We start from the raw sequence: 18,404 nt of genomic DNA, 5'->3' as shown, positions 1-18,404 counted from the left end.
GGCACTTCTACATCCACGTAGTCTACTTCCATGCCGCAAAAGTACGGAAAGTAAATAGCTTATTCGCAACAAGTGCTACGTTAGTCTATCTATATCCATAGGCCCGCACTGCTTGCTGGTTGATACCAAAAAACAGAGTTCGCCCAATCGGCATTACAGACCGCACATCGCCCGTGAGTTGAAAGCCCGACTGCGGCTGAGGAACCACAGAGAAGCCTCCCCGCCCATCACCACGTAGCAGCAGGCCATAATTGGCATCGGCCCGACCGAATCGCAGTCGGGTCTGGAGCGTATTACCACATAGGAGCAAATCTTTCCGCCCATCCTGATTGTAATCAAGCGCCGTAACTGTAAAAACCGGAGCCATCTGTGCGGCCAATGGCAGAGGTTTTTCCGCAAATTTTCCGTCGGACGTACTGAGGAAAAGTGTAGTCTTCAATTGATTGGCGGTCAATTTCTGCGCATCCTTCAATTCTTCTGCTTTAAATACGTCGGTTAACGTAGCGTTGGAATAACTATTATAATCCGTAAACCGGAAACGTAGCATACCAAGTTGATCGAGCAGTTCATCGCGGGTAGCGTGTGGGTAGCTTTTGCCCTGTACGTACAAACAAAGAACCGGGTCAATTTTTCCGTTGTTATCGAAGTCTTTATAAACCAGTTCAGCAGGTTCAGCATCGCTGACCCTGCACTGCGTGTTCAATCCCTGATTTCCAACCACTAAATCCGGCCGGCCATCGCCATTGACATCATCGACCAGCAACTTATTCCACCAGCCCCGATACTCTTTTGTGAAGTAATTCTTTGTCTGATCAGTCAATTGCTTACCCGACCAGCCCAATACCGTAACGGGCATCCACTCACCAACAACGATTAATTCAGGTTTTTTATCGGCATTCAGATCGACCCAGGCCGCGTCGGTCACCATACCCAGGGTCGATAACAGGGGGCCTAATCCGGTTGTCTGATCCGTAAATCGACCGGTACCGTCGTTCACGAGCAGGTAGCTTTTGGGTGTTTCGGGGTAACGGCCCGGTATTACGCGCCCCCCAACAAATAAATCAGGTTTGCCGTCACCATTTATATCTGACGCGCGCACACAACCTGTGCTGGTCTGATTCGGCGGGATAGCTGACAGATCACGGGTAAATTTTCCTTTTCCGTCGTTTATATAAAGCCGGTCCCGAAGGCGCAGATCGTTCGGTTGTAAATCTCCATAACCGCCACTACACACATATAAGTCGGGTTTGCCATCGGCGTTAACGTCCACAAATACGGCGTCGGCATTATTGCTGGTTTTATCGGCTTCAAAAGCGGGTTGTGGCTGTCGGCCAAACTGCCCCGACGCCTGCTGAATAAACAAAGCCGCAGCCTGACCACCACTTCCGCCCACAAATACGTCCTCGCGACCATCGCCGTTAACATCCGCTTTCGCCATACACGGCCCATTAAACGACTGTGCATTGACCAGCAGCGGCTGACGTTTGAAATCGTTTAACGTAGTAGTCGGATCAGTGAAGGCAATCGATGGCTTCATCTCCTGAAAAACGGCAGGCGTAGCCATCGTGGCGCGATACGTAGCAGTTGCATTCGACTCTTTTAGCGTCAGCTGTTGGTCGGCTTTTACGTTCGTTAACAATTGTTGTTTGCCATTGGGCCAAACGATACGTAGCGTATCGATAACTGCATCGGTTCCCAGCCCGAAATGCAATCGCTGTGATACGTTCGACTGATAGCCTTGGGTTGGCATTTGTTCAACGTACTGTTGCCTGCCTGAACGAGTGATTGTCACCTTAGCGCCCAAACCCTGTGTATTTGGTTTATTTCCTTCCAGTTTGAGATTCAGGTAATGATGTTTCAGTTCTTTGTTGGCTTCATTGCGAAAAATGAATGCGGGCTGATTGGTATTATTGACGATCAAATCTAAATCGCCGTCGTTATCCAGATCGGCGTAGGTGGCTCCGGTGCTGTTAGAGGTTTGCGTGAGCCCCCAAGCTGCTCCAATGTTCACAAACGTAACTTCGTTTCCTGATGCGGACGTATCACCCATTTGATTCCGAAAGGCGTAATTCGCTACGTTCGAAGCGGGCATTTTATGCACCAGCGACAGTACGTCTTCCCGAGTTGGATTGGTGGGGCGATTGTGCATGAAGTCGTTCATGAACTTCAGAAAATCCATGTTCGTATAGTCGCGCACATAGCCGTTTGTTATATAGAGGTCTTTCCATCCATCGTTGTCGTAGTCGGCCAGAAGTGGAGCCCAACTCCAGTCTGTATTCGAAATTCCCGCTAATTGACCTATTTCACGATACGTTGGCACACTCAGTCCGTCACTACGTTTGGAGCTAATTCCGTTGCTGATGTGCAGCATATTACGCATATTCTGGTGGTAAAACCCCGACTGCACGGCCAGTGCATATTTATCGTAGTTATCTGGTGCCAGTAGGAGTTTTTGCCGCCGATTATCCTCGGGCAGCATATCCAGTGTCAGAATGTCAGGTTGCGCATCGTTGTTTACGTCGGCTACTGCATTTCCCATCGAGAAATTGGACGTATGGCCCACGCTCATTTTAAGTACGTCCCGAAAATGCCCTTTCTGGTCATTAATATACAGGTAGTCGGGAACGCCGTAATCGTTGGAGACGTAGAGGTCAGGCCAGCCGTCGGCATTTACATCCGACACACCTGCTCCCAGTCCATAGGTGAGCGCCGAACTGCTGAGGCCGCTTTTTTCCGTTACGTCCTCAAAATAATTCTTCGTGTTTCTATACAGACGAACTCCAATTTCGGGATTCGGCTCTTTCATCACCGCTGCTGTAGCGCCAGGCTCCAGAATTGGTAACAGTCGCGGATTGTGATTCAGTTGGAATAGATCGAGGTCGCCATCGCGGTCATAGTCGAAGAAAACGCCCTGTGTAGTTTGTCGAGGTTGATTGAGGCCAAATTCCGCCGTTTTGTCCGTAAAGTGGGGAATCCCGTTGGCATCGGGACCGTCGTTGATGAATAACTCAGGAGTTCGGTTCTCGGGACGTATCGTTCCGGAATGGCAAACATATAAATCCAGCCGACCATCGCCATTGACATCGGCCATTGTCACACCCGTTTTCCAGGGTCCTTCGCGACCTGCTACGCCCGCTTTATCCGTTACGTCGACAAACTGCATGTTGCCTTTGTTGAGGTACAGGCGATTTGGGACCACATTACCACTAAAGTAAATATCCTCCAGTCCATCGTTGTTGAGGTCACCAACAGCTACGCCCCCACCGTTGTAAAAATATTCGTATGCCAGTACGTTGGTATTCAGCCCTTCGGTGAGATTGTTGGCGAACGTAACACCTGTATGATCGAGCGAGAGCATCGTAAACAGGGGTGACGACGTATCAGCCGTTGCGTTTTTCGTTGATGATTCATTGGACTGACAACCGGCGATAAGACCCAGACCAGTTAATAAAATGCCAGCAATCAGGGGCCGAGGAGGTAGCTCCATTCGTTGAAGAAACAGAAAAAGATTAGGGCAATTCACTGCAATAATTTAGAAGTTTTTTCAAATTTTCTTCCCGTCTGAAATCTACGTTTTCCTTGTCTAGATACGTAGTGACATCAGCCCGGTTTTTCCGAAAAATCGTTAACAAACCGGCTTTAATAGCTCGGTGAGGAAGATTATTCTGATCAATAAAATAATACACTTTTTCTTTAAAAAGCAGTACGTCTCCCTTCGTTTCCAGAGGTCGTACAGAGCCATTGCCTGTTGAGTAAAATTGATAATTGACGACGGAAGATACGCCCGTAGATTGGTTGTAACCCCCTAATTTATCACTCTTTACGGTTTTAATACCCTGTTTTTCAGCCAATTTATATTTACCGTGTTCCGACGTCACTTTCAGGTATCCGTATCGGCGGTGATATACGTATACATCTTCACCAATTCCAATAAGGCGGATCAACATTTCGTCGGCCAGAGCAAGCGTATCGTGGCTGGCATTTATAAACTGCATTTCGCCAACCAGTACGTTGTAATTACAAAGTGCCGTGGCAACTTGTCCACTGGTATACAGGATTTTTCCCTCTCGAAACTGGCTGTACTGATACTGATCGGCCAATGGAATGGCTTTGGCATTTGCAAGCCCGCCTTTTACCCGGATAACTTCCGGATTTTGGCTAGAAGCGAAAAACGGGATGACAGCCAGGCAAAAAGCAACGATCGACGTAGCAGTTTTCATGATACATAGTATATATCAGAAACGCATCGTGTCAACACTTGCGCGTTGACACGATGCATTCAGTAACGAAATTAAGGATTAATAACCTGGATTTTGCTGGAGTTTATTATTCCGGTTCATTTCGTCGCGATTAATTGGTCGGAAATACATTTTATCGTCCCAGGCCCGATTTTCTTTTCCGGGGTCGCCTTCAATCACCCGATACGTATAATCATAGCTGGTTGGATCGTATTTGTAGAGCGTCACCGTTTTGCCGGCTTTCAAAGTCCCTACAATCGATATCCAGCCCACCTTACGACCAAGGGTTGTGGGCGCAATCATCCAACGCCGGGCGTCGTGATAACGATGCTCTTCAAACACCAGCTCAATACGTCGCTCATTGCGATACCGTTGGCGAAGTGCATCACCAGTTTCAGTCAAAGCGGGCATACCTGCACGGAATCGAATTTTGTTCAACCAGAGTTTTGCTTCGGCATCTTCGCCTAACTCGATACAAGCCTCGGCGTAGTTGAAGACAGCTTCTGTATAGCGCAGGAACGGCCAGGGTACCTGCTGCCAAGTGTTCTGATCAACAATAGCTGGGCTAGGATCGATAAACTTGCGCATGTAGTAGCCCGTATAGCTACCATTCCAGTCTTCCACCGTACTCTTGCGGGTATCGAGCCCGGCAACTGATACTTTAGCACCACCGCTTATCACTTCGTACTGGCCAGTCTGAATCTGGTTAGCAGGGTCTTTCGCTGCTACGTCGGCCGTACGAGGTTTCCAGGGAGCTCCGTCATACAGAATTGACCCGTAAAAACGTGGATCACGATTAACGTAAGGCGCAGCAGCATGGGTCGGATTGGTCCAGCTAAATTTGGTGCCATCCATCATTTCATAATCATCGACCAGTTGCGTAATAGGCGTATTGCCAGCCCAGTTATGATAACCATTTGGTCCATTGTATAGTCCCTGACGACCACCATCTTCCTGTTTTGTATTGGTGAATGAACGGGAGAAAAGAATATCTTTTTCGCCACCGTTACGTGCCAACGCAATATTCATGTAATTGGTTGTACCGTCTTCTTTGGCTGCTGGAGCGCTTAGATTAAGCATATGCCCGTAGCTTGCCAAATCCAGCACAGCTTTGGCGGCAACTTTGGCTTTCTGCCAGCGTTCGGCCCGGTTGCTACTCGTATAGCCCAGCAACTCCGGCTTGGAAAAGGCAGCATGAGCCTTTGACTTTTGCTTGGCCGTTGCTACGTCATACAGATCACTGGCGGCATAGGTCAGAATACGTGCTTTCAACGCTAGCGCTGCTGCTTCATTAGCCCGTCCCAGTGCAAGCGATTTCCCCTTCAGAAGTGCAGCCGCTTCGTCGCAATCTTTCACGATGAAGTTAATGCATTCCTCCATCGTATTCCGTGCAACGGTATAGTCAGCCGCGCCCAGTCCGTAGGCTTTATCTACGATCGGGACACCGCCGTAAAACCGAACTAATTGCTGGTAATAGTAGGCCCGCATAAATTTGGCTTCACCAATTAACCGTTCTACGATGTTATTCGTGTTCGTAAAGCCAGGCTTGGCCAGATTTTCGAGCGCCAGATTACAGGCCCGGATACGCAGGTACATCGCATTCCACTCGTGTGGATTGTTGGACCAGCCCTGATCGGCGGGGTTAGCCCGGCCCTCGGTGATGGTCGTTATATTCCGACCTGGGTGCGTAAACTGCGTTTCGTCGGTGGTCGAAGCAAGTTGTTCTTCATTGAAGCCCCCATTTCCCAATCCGGCATAAATGCCGGTCACAAACGCTTCGGCCAGCGAAGCATCCGACCATACGGCAGCCCCAGACACCTGGTCGAGGGGTAGCGTATTCACAAAATTATCGTTACAGCCCGTCACAGCTATTGAGGCTATGAACAGCGCTAAACTTATGGTTTTAACGTTACGTATCATGTTGAAAAAAGAATTAGAATCGTAGCGACGCGCCAAAGTTGATTACACGAGCCTGCGGGTAATACTGCCCCGTAGAGTTAGATGATTCGGGGTCGAAGGAGCCAAGATTATTGAAGATATTGAACAGGTTCAGACCATTGGCATACACCCGTAGGTTGCTGAGTCCCACTTTTTTCCCAATATTCTCTGGTACTGTATAACCAACCTCAAAGTTTTTCAGGCGGATATAATCGGCATTACGTAGCCAGTACGTATTTCCATTGGAATAATATTGGTCACTTCGGTTGGCAATACGTGGGTGTACGCTGCTTGGATTATCTACCGTCCAGCGATTGGTATAAAACTCCTTGAGGTAGTTACCAATATTTCCCGACTCGCCTAGGCTGATATACTGACGCGCCCCTGCCGATCCCTGGAAGAGGATTGTCAGGTCGAAATTTTTGTAGGACGCCGTCATATTCAGGCCACCCTGGAATAAAGGCAAGTTCGTCCGTTCGAGCCGATACTGATCATCGGGGGTAATTTTGCCATCACCGTTATAATCCCGATACTTCATATCGCCCGGACGTAGCGTTTTCACGATCGACGTGTAGTCGATTTTGTTGGCATCAATTTCGGCCTGGTCTTTAAATACGCCGTCGTATTCATAAACCAGATACGAGTTGTAGGCCTTGCCGGTAGTACGTTGCCATTCAGGTGCGCCGGGAGCTTCGTCCCAGAACAGAATTCTGTTCTGTGCATAGCCGCCATTGACGCTAACCGAATATTTCAGCGCACCCGCCTGTCCATTGTAACCAATCAACGCATCGAAACCACTGTTACGCAGTTTACCAATGTTTTCCGGAGGTAACGTCAGCCCCGTTGACCGTGGCACCGACGCGTTACGCGGATACAGAATCGACGTCCGCAGGTTATTGAAATAATCGAATTCGAAGTTGATTTTACCATTGAATAACTGCCCTTCGAGACCAATATCCATGTTATTTGCCACTTCCCACGTAATGGTTGGGTTTGGAATCCGGGCTTCGGAAAGCGTTTTCTGGGGGTTGTTATTAATGATATACGTATCAAAGCCATACGTAGCGAGGTATTGATACGTAGCAAACTGTGGTGGATCGGTGTTGGGTATATAAATCTGGTCGTTACCCAGTTGTCCCCACGACCCCCGCAGTTTCAAGTAATTGACCGCCGGAACAGAGCTTTTCCAGAAATTCTCTTCGGAGATAACCCAGCCAGCCAGAAATCCGGGGAAGAATCCATAACGGGTTTCCTTTGGAAAGATATCGGAACCATCGTATCGCCAGAGAAATTCAGCCAGGTATTTATCTTTATAGTTATAGGCAACCCGGCCAAAATAGTTGATACGTGCTCGGGTGTAGGCTCCGCCTGTGCTGTTTTTTTCCAGATCACCACCGGCAAACAACTGGTCGATAGCCGTCGAGATGAAATACCGCCGATACGCTTCTACGTTATCTCCGTCAATCGTTTCGCGGTTTACCCCGGCAAGCACCGTCAGTCCATGATCACCAAACTTGCGCTCATACGTACCGATTCCGCCCAGCAGAATGTTTAACTGGGTTTCGCCATACACATTCAGACGTGGTTCGGCTGGGCCGCGTACGCTGGCAGTTAAGTTTGGATTGCCGTTGGCATCGGTTCCGGTTCCGCGCTCGTACAGCGTCCAGGGTGTTTGCCATAATTTGCGGTTACGTAGTCGTTTGTCGACAGAGGCCGTTCCCGAAAACTTTAAGCCTTCCACTCCAGGTATCTTAATATCAAGTTGTCCGTTCGACTGGAAATAATCCTGCTTATCACGGTCGTAACCCGTTGCATTCGTGGTAATTACCACCGGGTTTTCTCCGTTCTCAATGTCAGGCCCCGGGCGTCCATCTGGCCAGAAAGCAGGCTGGTTTGGCTTACCCCGCATCTGCATCCGGAAGATTGCACTAGCCGCCCGAGTGGGATAAAACCGGTATTCTTCGCGGCCCAGCAACCCTACCGCCAGGTGAACGTATTTATTGATGTTAGCGTCCAGATTCACCCGCAAATCATACTGCTTATAGCCCGTTGCCGAGTTTTTGTAATAAGCATCCTGATTCTGATAGCCCATGGAAGCCAGATACTTAAAATCTTCGGTACCACCTGTTACCTGCAGGTTGTGCTGCTGCTGAGGTGACCAAGTTTTCAGCGTCGATTTATACCAATCGGTATTCGGATGTCCCCATGGATCGGAGCCATCAGCATATTTCTTGATATCATCAGGCGTGTAAGGCGCTTTACGAACCGTTCCGTCAGGACGCGTATATGATCCATTGGCTTGATAAGCTTTTGTAGCAGCCGACCATTCGCCCACCGGAAGCTCATATACGTTCAGATCGTTGAGCATGGTTGCATACTCAGACGCATTAGCCAGACTTGGTACTACCGTAGGCTGAGAAAAACCCTGATTAAACGAATAAGACAGTTGTGGCTTGCCTGTTTTACCTCGCTTGGTTGTAATCAGGATAACCCCATTAGCCGCCCGCGATCCGTAGATAGCTGCCGATGCATCTTTCAGAATAGAGATGTTTTCGATGTCGTTCGGGTTAATACGTTCCAGACCACCCGAGCGGGCTGGAATGCCATCAATAACAACAAGCGCGTTATTGTTGCCGATCGTGTTTGTACCCCGAATCCGGATAGACGATCCGTCAGCACCGGGTTCACCGCTGCGGTTAACGGCAACAACACCCGGTAGCCGACCGGCAATCGAGTTCGACAGGTTCGTTGTGGGCGATTTAACCAGGTCGGTACCTTTCACGGTAGCTACTGAACCCGTTACCGTTTCTTTCCGCTGTGTGCCATATCCAACCACCACCACTTCGTTCAGTGACTTTGTGTCAGTAGCCAGGGTCAGATTGATGGATGTTCTCCCGTTGATGGGAACCTCTTGTGTTACGTAGCCAATGTACGAAAACACCAACGCAGTTGCAACTGATGCTACGTTTAACGCATAGCGTCCATCTGCATCAGTTACAGAACCAGTTGTAGTTGCCTTAACAACTACACTTACACCAGGGAGTGCCTGTCCCTGTTCATCAATGATTCGGCCCGTAATTCTTGATTGGGCAAAAGCGCTGGTTGAGCAGGCAAAGACAAACAATAATAAATAGCATGCAAATCGCCTTTGGGGATTTGCATCTGAGAGCAAGGCCCTACTTAATGAGAACGTAGGTCTTAGTTTGGTAGATTGTTTATACATACGCATTGCTAGTATGTTTTAGTACTACAGTCTAAAGACTACTACTCAGAGAGATTTACCTAGCTTATTTTAACTTACTTTAACACTATCTTAATATATTCTTTTATTAAACGGAGTTTTAGTATGATTAAATAGCTGAAATTAGGCTATTCAGGATTAAAAGATTACATAAGGGGAATTAATATCTATAAGGTGTAAACTGCTTGTTGGTAGTAAATTAACGTCAATTACCAGCAGCTTACAACGCAACTGCACTAACAGTTCGGTAACAATCTAGACGGCTATTTTTCTGGATAATTTAGCTTTTTACAAGCTATTTGATTTTACCCTTTCGTATAGATAGACTTAAGAAATCTATAGGGAAAAGGGGAATGCCCAGGAATGTTTTCAAAGTGCCGTTTCCGTATAATTGAAAAATTTCGACTGGATACTGACTAGTTAACTAATACGGCCCCAGTTACTTTCAGTCTTTTTCAGACTATCGACGTGATTACGGATTGGCGCGTGTTGGGGCAACAGCAATTCTGGATCTTCTGTCAGAATGGCCTGTGCCGATTCGCGGGCAGCTGTCAGAATGGGGCCATCTTTGGCTAAGTCGGCAATCATCAGGTCCATAACGCCACTTTGCTGCGTACCGGTAAGGTCGCCGGGGCCACGTAGCTGAAGGTCTACGTCGGCAATTTCGAAACCGTTGTTGGTACGTACCATTGTTTCCAGGCGCGTACGCGTATCACTACTCAATTTATAATCCGTCATCATGACGCAGTATGACTGGTCGGCCCCTCGCCCGACGCGTCCTCGCAACTGATGCAACTGCGACAGCCCAAACCGTTCGGCACTTTCAATCACCATAACGCTGGCATTCGGTACGTTCACGCCAACCTCAATAACCGTCGTCGCCACCATAATCTGCGTTTCGTTTTTCAGAAACCGCTTCATCTCGTCGTCTTTTTCGTAAGGCAGCATTTTGCCGTGCAGAATGCCAATCTCGTATTTGGGACGTGGAAACGCGCGTTGCATGCTCTCGAAACCGTCCATTAAGTCTTTGTAATCCAGCTTTTCGGATTCTTCAATCAACGGATACACCACGTACACCTGCCGCCCCAACTCAATCTGCTGACGCATGAAGCCAATCACTTCAGACCGGTGCTTATCGTACTTATGCACCGTTTTGATAGGTTTTCGTCCCTTCGGCAATTCATCAATAACCGATACGTCCAGGTTGCCGTACAGCGTCATGGCCAGCGTCCGGGGAATTGGCGTAGCGGTCATCACCAGAATGTGCGGGGGAACTACCTCGTTTTTACGCCACAATTTGGCCCGTTGCGCCACGCCAAATCGGTGTTGTTCGTCGATGATGCACAGTCCCAGATTTTTATATTGTACTACGTCTTCGAGCAGGGCGTGCGTGCCCACCAGAACGTGCATCTTACCTGATTGAAGCTCTTCGTGCAGTACGATACGTCGCTTTTTATTGGTCGAGCCAGTCAGAATGCCGAGGTTCAGCCCCATGGCATCAGCAAAAGGTTTTAGACCATTGTAGTGCTGGTCGGCCAGGATTTCGGTGGGCGCCATCAGGCAGGCCTGTGCTCCGTTGCCGATGGCCAGCAAACAGGCAATAAATGCCACGATGGTTTTACCGCTCCCTACGTCGCCCTGAAGCAGCCGGTTCATCTGTTTTCCTGTCAGAAAGTCGGCGTAAACCTCCCGGATAACACGCTGCTGGGCACCCGTCAGTTCAAATGGCAGCAATTCGTTGTAGAAATGCTTCATAAGCGACGTATCACGGAAAATCTGACCCGGAAATTCCTCTTTCTGAATGAGTTTGTTTTTAATCAGCCGCAGTTGATTATAAAACAACTCTTCAAATTTCAGCCGACGCTGAGCCTGTTTCAGCCAGGCCTGATTTTGCGGCAGATGGATATTCCAGATGGCTTCCCGCTTACCAATCAGCCGAAATTGCTCTATCAACGTAGCGGGCAATGTTTCATGAATTTGTGTCCACGACTGCTCAAGCAATATCCGCATCACTTTCGCAATGGCTTTACTGTCGAGATGGCGTTTGCGGAGCTTTTCGGTTAAGTTATAAACTGGAAAGAAACCCGCTTCGTGTTCCGTGCCCGTAGCCATGTTTTCCAGCTCCGGATGAACAATGCTGAATTGCCCATTGAACGACTGCGGTTTGCCATAAGCAATGTATTCGCCATCGCGCCGAAGTATTTTCTCAAGATACGTAATGCTCTGAAACCAGACCAGACTCATGGAGCCGGTACCGTCCTGGAACGTAGCAATCAGGCGTTTTTTAGGTCCTTCCCCTTCCAGATACCAGTCGCGAATCCGACCCCGAATCTGTGCTGACGGCATCGAATCCATCAATTCGCTAATGGTGTAATACCGACTTCGGTCGTCGTAGCGAAAGGGATAGTACTGGATTAGGTCGCCGTAGGTGAACAGGTTTAGCTCTTTGTTGAGCAGTTCCGTTCGCTGAGGGCCTAAACCTTTCAAATAAAGAAGCGGTGTATCAAAAAAAGTAGCTCGTTCGGTCATGACGGGCCGGGTCTGTAGTGACCATCAAATCCGATTTAAAGGGGGATTTGACCAAAATTACGCATTTTTTTGGGAAAGACCGTTACGTTATTCTTCTACTTCGCCGATGCCAAAAGAGAGTCCAGCGTAGACATCTAATCCACGTGGAGAGATACCGTTCGAACGATTCCCAAGTAACCCCAGCAGATTATCCGTTCCCAACCAGGCCGGACCAACACGTAGTGAAGCGCCCGCCGTAAATCCTTTGTTCAGATACGCAATCGGCACAGCAAGCCCCAACCAGCGCTTATCGAATCGGGGCGTTACTGCAAGTATGCTCGGCTGGTGAATCGCCATTGCCGCGTTCGACCGGACATCCTGTACGTACATTACGTTCAGCCCTAAACCTGTTGGCAGCTGGTAGTCGAGTGTTACGTTCAGGGATGTGGGCAATCCCGCCTGAAAACTGTTTTTGTCAGGACTACGGCCTGTGTTCAGCTTATTCTGGATGACACGCACAATGTCGAGCGTGCCATTAAGGTTATTGAAATCGTTGCTCCGGAAACGTATCGGATTCTGTCCAATATTTGCGTAACTGTATGATTCGCCTTTGTAAGTCAATCCACCGATATCATTCAAAGCCACTCCCAGACGTAGCGCTGGGCTGTCCAGGTCATACTGCTTCAGGTACGTAAAACCCAGATCGAAACCAAAGCCACGCCCCGGCGAAGCCGTACTCAATAAGTTTGGGATGGAAAGACTACGATTTTGCAGGAACGTAGTATAATTCAACGTAGCATCGAGCTGGTTAACTTCCAGAAACGCACTGTTTGGGTTGTTAGGGTCTGTAGCGATGCGGTACTGCATACCCCGGTTTATAAGTTGTTGAGCATTATAGCCGAGAAGTAATTTAGCCGTTGCCCCCAGCAGCAGCTTTTGGCCTTCACCATCGTCCCAAACGGTACCTGCATACGTAAAGCCCAGTTCAGCATAGGTATTGGTGTTGGCGCTAAACTGATTGTTACTAGCCGGAATGCCATACAGAGCGCCAGCTCCCAGCCCCGCACGTACCACCGATAACAGCGACTCTGATGCGCCCGTAATCTGACCAACAGCCCTGAATCGGGTAGTAATCGCAACAGCCCCGCGTTCGCCCATTCGAGCCAGAAAAGCCGGTCCACGTATTTCGCCGGCCAACGTACCGTTTTTGGGGTTACCATCCAGAATTTCACGCGTGTAACTCGTCTCGAAATGCACGGAACCATCCGAGTTACGATATTGATTCGGTACGTTTCCGCTGATTAGCGTCAAAAATGAAAACGGTGCCTGGTAACGAACGTAGTTGTTATTGGCGTGCAAATTGACCGTCCCAATATTCAAATGAAATTTGCTCGGCGAGTCGGCGGCTAATGATGGATTGATATAAAGTCGGTTGGTTCCTCCGTAACGACTTGTTGAAATTCCCAGCAGATTCTGGGCAAAAAGGGAAGTTGTTCCTAAAAGAAACAGCACTATAAATACCGAATACTTCATGTAGTAAATAAGTCAATTAGCGGGCTATTGTTCAGATTTGCTGTTTTGCCAGGCTAAAGCATACGTCAACCGCGCTGCGAACCTAATTAAACTTTCAAGAACAAGTCGAAATGGGTGCTTTTGTCATTCTGAGGAACGAAGAATCTTAAAGTATCTTTACTTGAGAGTTATAAACGTTAAGATTCTTCGTTCCTCAGAATGACAAAAACGTTCCTTAATAAGTAGTTAAACAAGTTCTTCTGCAAAAGAAACGCCACCTTCTCTGTGACATTGGCTAGAAATGGATTTCTTTTTTAAACGGTAGGAAAGCAAAGTCGTCAGTCGTTAGTCGCCGAGGGTGGCAGAAAGTCGTTTTTGCGGCAAAAGAAATAGCGGTAAATACACACCGACAACGAGTAAAGACATAATCAACCCACCAATTGTGCCAATACCGAGGGCATACCAGAAGGGTTCCTGTTCATACAAGAGAAATGGAAACATACCGACGATGGTCGAGACTACCGTGAGCAGAATAGGGCCAATTTTATGCCTGAACGCTTTCTGATACGTAGTGAAAGCACAAAGATTAGGGTAACGTTTTCTAATCCGATTCATTTCGGCCACTATAAAAATTCCCGCACAAACTACGTTGCCAGCCAGCAGAATGAAGGAAGCATAACCGCCCTGGTCGAAGTTACTATCGGTCCAGTAAAATGCTAAAAATACGCCCGTGTATGACAGCGGAATCATACCAATTAGCGCCAGGGGTTGCCATAAGTTCTCAAAAATGACGGCACAGATGATATAGGTTAGCAGAATAACCAGCCCAATTAATTCATAGGGCGTTCGTTGGTCGGTACCGAACCAGAAACGGTCGGCGGCTTTTGTTATGTAACCTAAAGGCAGTCGTTCTTTAAACTCGGCCAGCGTTTTGGTCAGAAATTTTTCCCCAAACCCATAGCTGCCGAAATACTCAAAACTAACTAACCGTTTATATTGCTGGTCTTCCTTATAAATCTCCGGTATTACCCGTTGCCGCACAACGGAGCCTACATCGGCAATATGCGTAGTGGCCGACCCAACAACCATCGGCTGGTTTTGAAGCTGCCAGATGTCGATTGTTCGGCTTTGCGTCGGAATTAGTTTAATAGCTTCATAATTGCCATTCATAAACGCATATAAATCGGGTTGCGGGCGAACGTTTAAGTTGGCCAAACGGTCGTAGAGTCGAGGGGCACTTAACTTATATAGAGCCAGCAACTGCGGATCGGTCTGTAAAACGAATTCATCAAGCCGTTTTTGCTGAAACAGGTCCGGACTACGATTGGTATTGACTTCCTGAATACGCGGGTGTTTTTCCAGCATTTGCTTCAACACATCGGCTTGCTGCTCCAGTTGCCGATAATTATAGCCAAACATTTCTACGGTGAACGTCGGGGTTTGCTCATCATTCACCGATTGGCTAAAGCCCTGCCCTACGCCAAAAATATCCCAGTCGATACCACTCATTTCAGTCGAGAGCAAAATAAGACGGTTTTTTAGCTGATACGGAAAAATGCTCTGCCGGGCCGACATTCGACCATGGGATTCTTTAAAATAGATAACCAGACTGCCCTGCTGGCCACTATTCACCTGCGTAATAAACTTATCAACTTCTGCGTACTGATTCAGGTCTTTCTCAAATCGCTTAAATACATCGTTCATCTGCTCAGACGTACTCTGATTAGGCAATTCAGCGATGACGTATATGGCTGTACGTTCGGGATCACGCTGGTACGATCCTTCATACACGTAATTGACAAAAAGACGTAGCGTACCGCCCAGCCACTTCGTTACGTAGTGCTGCAGATTCTCCGCATACCACTCACTCCCGAACGTAGCGTTGTAATACGGAGCAAGCGGGTTTTTGCTTTCTAATGTAGTGGGTAGCCAGAACACCGGCAGGCCGAATCCAAGTATCGCAGCCACTATCGTCACACGTCGATAACGTAGCAAAAACGCCAGTATACGCCGATAAGAGCGCTCTATTCGTAAATTAAAATTTATCGTTTTATGTCGGCTTACCTTATTTTTCGATGCAGTTGCAGGGTTTGTGGACCAGAACTGTTCAATGACGGCAGGCGTAAACAACAAGGCCACCAGCAGGGAAATAAACAACGTAACGGCCATCACAGCGGCAAAATCGCTTAAGGCCTGTCGGTTTTCTTCCGGCAAAAACCAGACGACAACCAGTCCTGAGCAGGTGGTTAACGTAGCACCTAGCAAGGCCGTGAAAACACGTAAATCGCGGTAACGTCGGTAATGGTCGATCATCACAATAACGTTATCCATGATGATACCCAGCGAGGTAGTCAAAGCGGCCAGCGAGTAGAGGTGAATCTCGATGCCCAACATGGCAAAAACCAGGACCGACAGCAATAGCGTCACCAGCGTACTCACGACAATCAACGTAACGTAACGCACATTACGAGTCGTCAGCGCAACAAACAGTAACAAAACGACGATAGCGACACCCGTTTGAATACCAATTTTTTGCAGATTTTCGCGAATGTAAATCGTTACGTCATAGTCAACAGCCAGGTGGTAACCGGCTGGCAGGCGGAAATTGGCTATCTGCCGACGAATCTGCTGTACTACGTTGAGTTGGTTGGCGCCAGCCACTGCCGTCAGTACTACGTTGACGGCGGTTTTGCCATTTATCCGATAAAACTGATCGGCGGGTGGTTCCTGACGGGCTAAGCTGACAAGGTCAGTCAGATAAACAAGACGCCCACCCCGGTTCGCTACCGGAATTCGTGCCCAATCGTCGGTCGCATTTGCCAGGCTGTTGTCCAATCGAACCCGCAATGTTTGCCCATCTGCCCCAACAAGCTGCCCCAGCGATTCACGCTGAAAATAATGCTCAATTGAATTACGAAGGTCATTTTCACCAAGCTGCAACGTAGCAAGAGCTTCTGAATCATAGGTTAGTAACCACTCCGACCGGCTGCCACCGTAAACGGTAATACTGCCAATTCCATCCGTTGCGGCCAGTCGCGGCTTTAGCTGTTCATCGGCATAGCGCTGGAGATCAGCCGTTGAACCCGGGCCACTCAGTTGAAGCGTGAGCAGAGGCTTCTGCTGGCTCTGCTCATCGGGCGAAAACAGGCTGATTTGCGGATATGCTACGTCGGGCGGCAGTTTGGGATAAAGCTGCCGAACCAGGGCTGCCAGTTCAAAACGTAGCGCATCGGCATCAGCCCCACGATCCAGCTCAACGGTAACGTAGCCTCGATTATACCCCGATACAGAGCTAATTTTTTTGACATTGTCCAACGTACTGAATACCCCCTCCAAGCGACTCGATACCTGCCGCTCAACGGCTTCAGGCGAAGCGCCGGGCCAGTTATAACTCACCGTAATGGAGCGTCCACCCGACGAAGGCGCCAGTTGAACCGACAAGCGGGGCAACAAACCCAAGCCGATTACTGAAAGGACAGCAAATAACAATAAGAACTGATAAGAGCGCGGCAGCATCAGTTAGTAATAGGTAAAGTAATGAAACTACACTTCATACAACTTAATAAAATTTAATTCCAATTTTTATTGATACTTTCTGACGGTTATTCCGTCCTATGGATCGTCATAATTTATATTCATTATGTGCTTTCCCGACCGAGTGCCAGTTTCTGGACAGTATATGACTGATAGTGAGGCTAAGGTTATATGGCTCTGCTCAGAGGGGCTAACCAACAGTCAAATTGCTGAACAACTCAACAGGAGCATTAAAACCATTAACCGTCACTGCGAGAACATTCGTATGCGCTTTGACTTAAATGGCTACCATACGTTACGCCAATTTGCCATAAAAATTAGACCGGAGTTGGAAAAATGGGTAAAGTAACCCATCAAAATGGGTAATGTTACCCACGAACTTATACTAATTTTCTTTCACCTTTTAGTTCAATCACTACAGTGAGTTTCTTCTCTAATACGCTATTCTGTATTTTTGTTTCTTGCTATATTTTATGTTGCTCAAGCGATAATCGTGATGAATTGAAAGTTAAATTAGTTCAATATAAGAACATAAATATTCAATTAGATACAAGCACAGCTCCATATACAACTTGTGCTCAGCTGCTACCCAATCCGGGACAAAAGAGCGAAAAATTATACACGCTGAATGAAAACACTAATTCAATTCAAGTATATGACTTATTAACAAACAATAAAGTAGAAGATATTCAGCTATCTATAGACGGACCATATGGTATAGGGGAAATATGCAGTTTTTTTTATTAATGAAGACTATAGTATTTATGCCGTTAATCGGGAAGCACGTATTATTTATCAAGTATCGCATCAAGGAAAGCCTTTGAAAAAATACCCTCTTTATAACTCAAGTGGAAGTTTATCAATGTGCCCGATTCCAATGCTAGGTAATGGCTTAGAAGCTAAGATTCTAAATAATGAAATATATTTACCTGCAAATCCAGGGCTTGACCACGACAAAGATCCGAAATTTTTCTTCAATAAATCATTATTAAACATTAGATTTAATACAAAAGCTAGAGCAGCTAATTATCAAATTAATTATCCTAATCAGGAATATTTAATAAGTAATAACTTTCCACCCCAATCTATCACGCCGTATTGCATTGTAAGTGGCGAAAATTTTATTTACTCTTTTGGTTGTGATTCAAAGATTTATCTATTTAATAATTCCGGGCAGTATATAAATAAATATGATTTGAGTAGTAAATACGCTCCTAATATTGATGTGTGATTAGGTTTGTAAAGATTGACACTTTGCTAATCATGACAACTTACAAACCATCTGACTACGAGCTATTGCGTAGACGGTGCGCAGAACTAAAAGAGTCGGGTTGGAAACAAACCAAAATTGCGCAGGCCTTGGGATTAACCGAAGGTTGGGTGAGTCGAACGCTGAAAAAATATCAGCAAGATGGCCAAGCTGGTTTAGCCTG

General features: G+C 47.4%; 11 protein-coding genes. 4 read left to right on the top strand and 7 right to left on the bottom strand.

Annotated elements, in window-relative coordinates:
* Positions 1–85: 85 nt before the first annotated feature.
* The 7 genes from IC229_RS29140 to IC229_RS29110 all read right to left on the bottom strand — a co-directional run bounded on the left by IC229_RS29140 (position 86) and on the right by IC229_RS29110 (position 16,953).
* The gene (locus tag IC229_RS29140; protein ID WP_190891564.1) at positions 86–3,487 is read right to left on the bottom strand and encodes a VCBS repeat-containing protein; all 3,402 of its coding nucleotides are present in this window, start codon (positions 3,485–3,487) and stop codon (positions 86–88) included.
* A 22-nt stretch (positions 3,488–3,509) separates the two neighbouring features.
* Positions 3,510–4,220, bottom strand: coding sequence for a hypothetical protein (locus IC229_RS29135; RefSeq protein WP_190891562.1), 711 nt, complete (start codon positions 4,218–4,220; stop codon positions 3,510–3,512).
* A 78-nt stretch (positions 4,221–4,298) separates the two neighbouring features.
* The gene (locus IC229_RS29130) at positions 4,299–6,158 is read right to left on the bottom strand and encodes a RagB/SusD family nutrient uptake outer membrane protein (protein WP_190891560.1); all 1,860 of its coding nucleotides are present in this window, start codon (positions 6,156–6,158) and stop codon (positions 4,299–4,301) included.
* A 13-nt stretch (positions 6,159–6,171) separates the two neighbouring features.
* The gene (locus IC229_RS29125) at positions 6,172–9,399 is read right to left on the bottom strand and encodes a SusC/RagA family TonB-linked outer membrane protein (protein ID WP_190891558.1); all 3,228 of its coding nucleotides are present in this window, start codon (positions 9,397–9,399) and stop codon (positions 6,172–6,174) included.
* A gap of 438 nt (positions 9,400–9,837) precedes the next feature.
* Positions 9,838–11,946 carry an ATP-dependent DNA helicase RecG gene (gene recG, locus IC229_RS29120; RefSeq protein WP_190891557.1) on the bottom strand — a complete coding sequence of 703 codons (2,109 nt, stop codon included), beginning with the start codon at positions 11,944–11,946 and terminating at the stop codon, positions 9,838–9,840.
* 87 nt (positions 11,947–12,033) lie between these two features.
* Entirely contained in the window at positions 12,034–13,458 is a 1,425-nt protein-coding gene (locus IC229_RS29115) for a DUF5723 family protein (RefSeq protein ID WP_190891555.1), read from the bottom strand.
* Positions 13,459–13,782: 324 nt separating this feature from the next.
* Positions 13,783–16,953 carry an efflux RND transporter permease subunit gene (locus tag IC229_RS29110; RefSeq protein WP_223834254.1) on the bottom strand — a complete coding sequence of 1,057 codons (3,171 nt, stop codon included), beginning with the start codon at positions 16,951–16,953 and terminating at the stop codon, positions 13,783–13,785.
* A 124-nt stretch (positions 16,954–17,077) separates the two neighbouring features.
* Between IC229_RS29110 and IC229_RS36195 the strand changes: the two genes are divergently transcribed.
* The 4 genes from IC229_RS36195 to IC229_RS29090 form a co-directional block, all read left to right on the top strand.
* Positions 17,078–17,320: a helix-turn-helix transcriptional regulator gene (locus IC229_RS36195; RefSeq protein WP_190891553.1), complete on the top strand. Its 243-nt coding sequence runs from the start codon at positions 17,078–17,080 to the stop codon at positions 17,318–17,320.
* Positions 17,321–17,391: 71 nt separating this feature from the next.
* A complete protein-coding gene (locus tag IC229_RS36190) occupies positions 17,392–17,718 on the top strand; it encodes a DUF4221 family protein (protein WP_190891552.1) in 327 nt (108 codons plus the stop codon).
* Positions 17,719–17,791: 73 nt separating this feature from the next.
* Positions 17,792–18,202 (top strand): hypothetical protein, encoded by a 411-nt coding sequence (locus IC229_RS29095; protein WP_190891550.1) that lies wholly within the window; start codon positions 17,792–17,794, stop codon positions 18,200–18,202.
* 32 nt (positions 18,203–18,234) lie between these two features.
* Positions 18,235–18,404, top strand: a 170-nt coding sequence (locus IC229_RS29090) for a helix-turn-helix domain-containing protein (RefSeq protein WP_223834257.1), incomplete at its 3' end; no start/stop codon positions are given.

It is taken from the genome of Spirosoma profusum, assembly GCF_014699005.1.
In the GTDB taxonomy this organism is placed as follows: Bacteria; Bacteroidota; Bacteroidia; order Cytophagales; family Spirosomataceae; genus Spirosoma; species Spirosoma profusum.
This window is presented reverse-complemented; position numbering and strand designations above follow the sequence as displayed.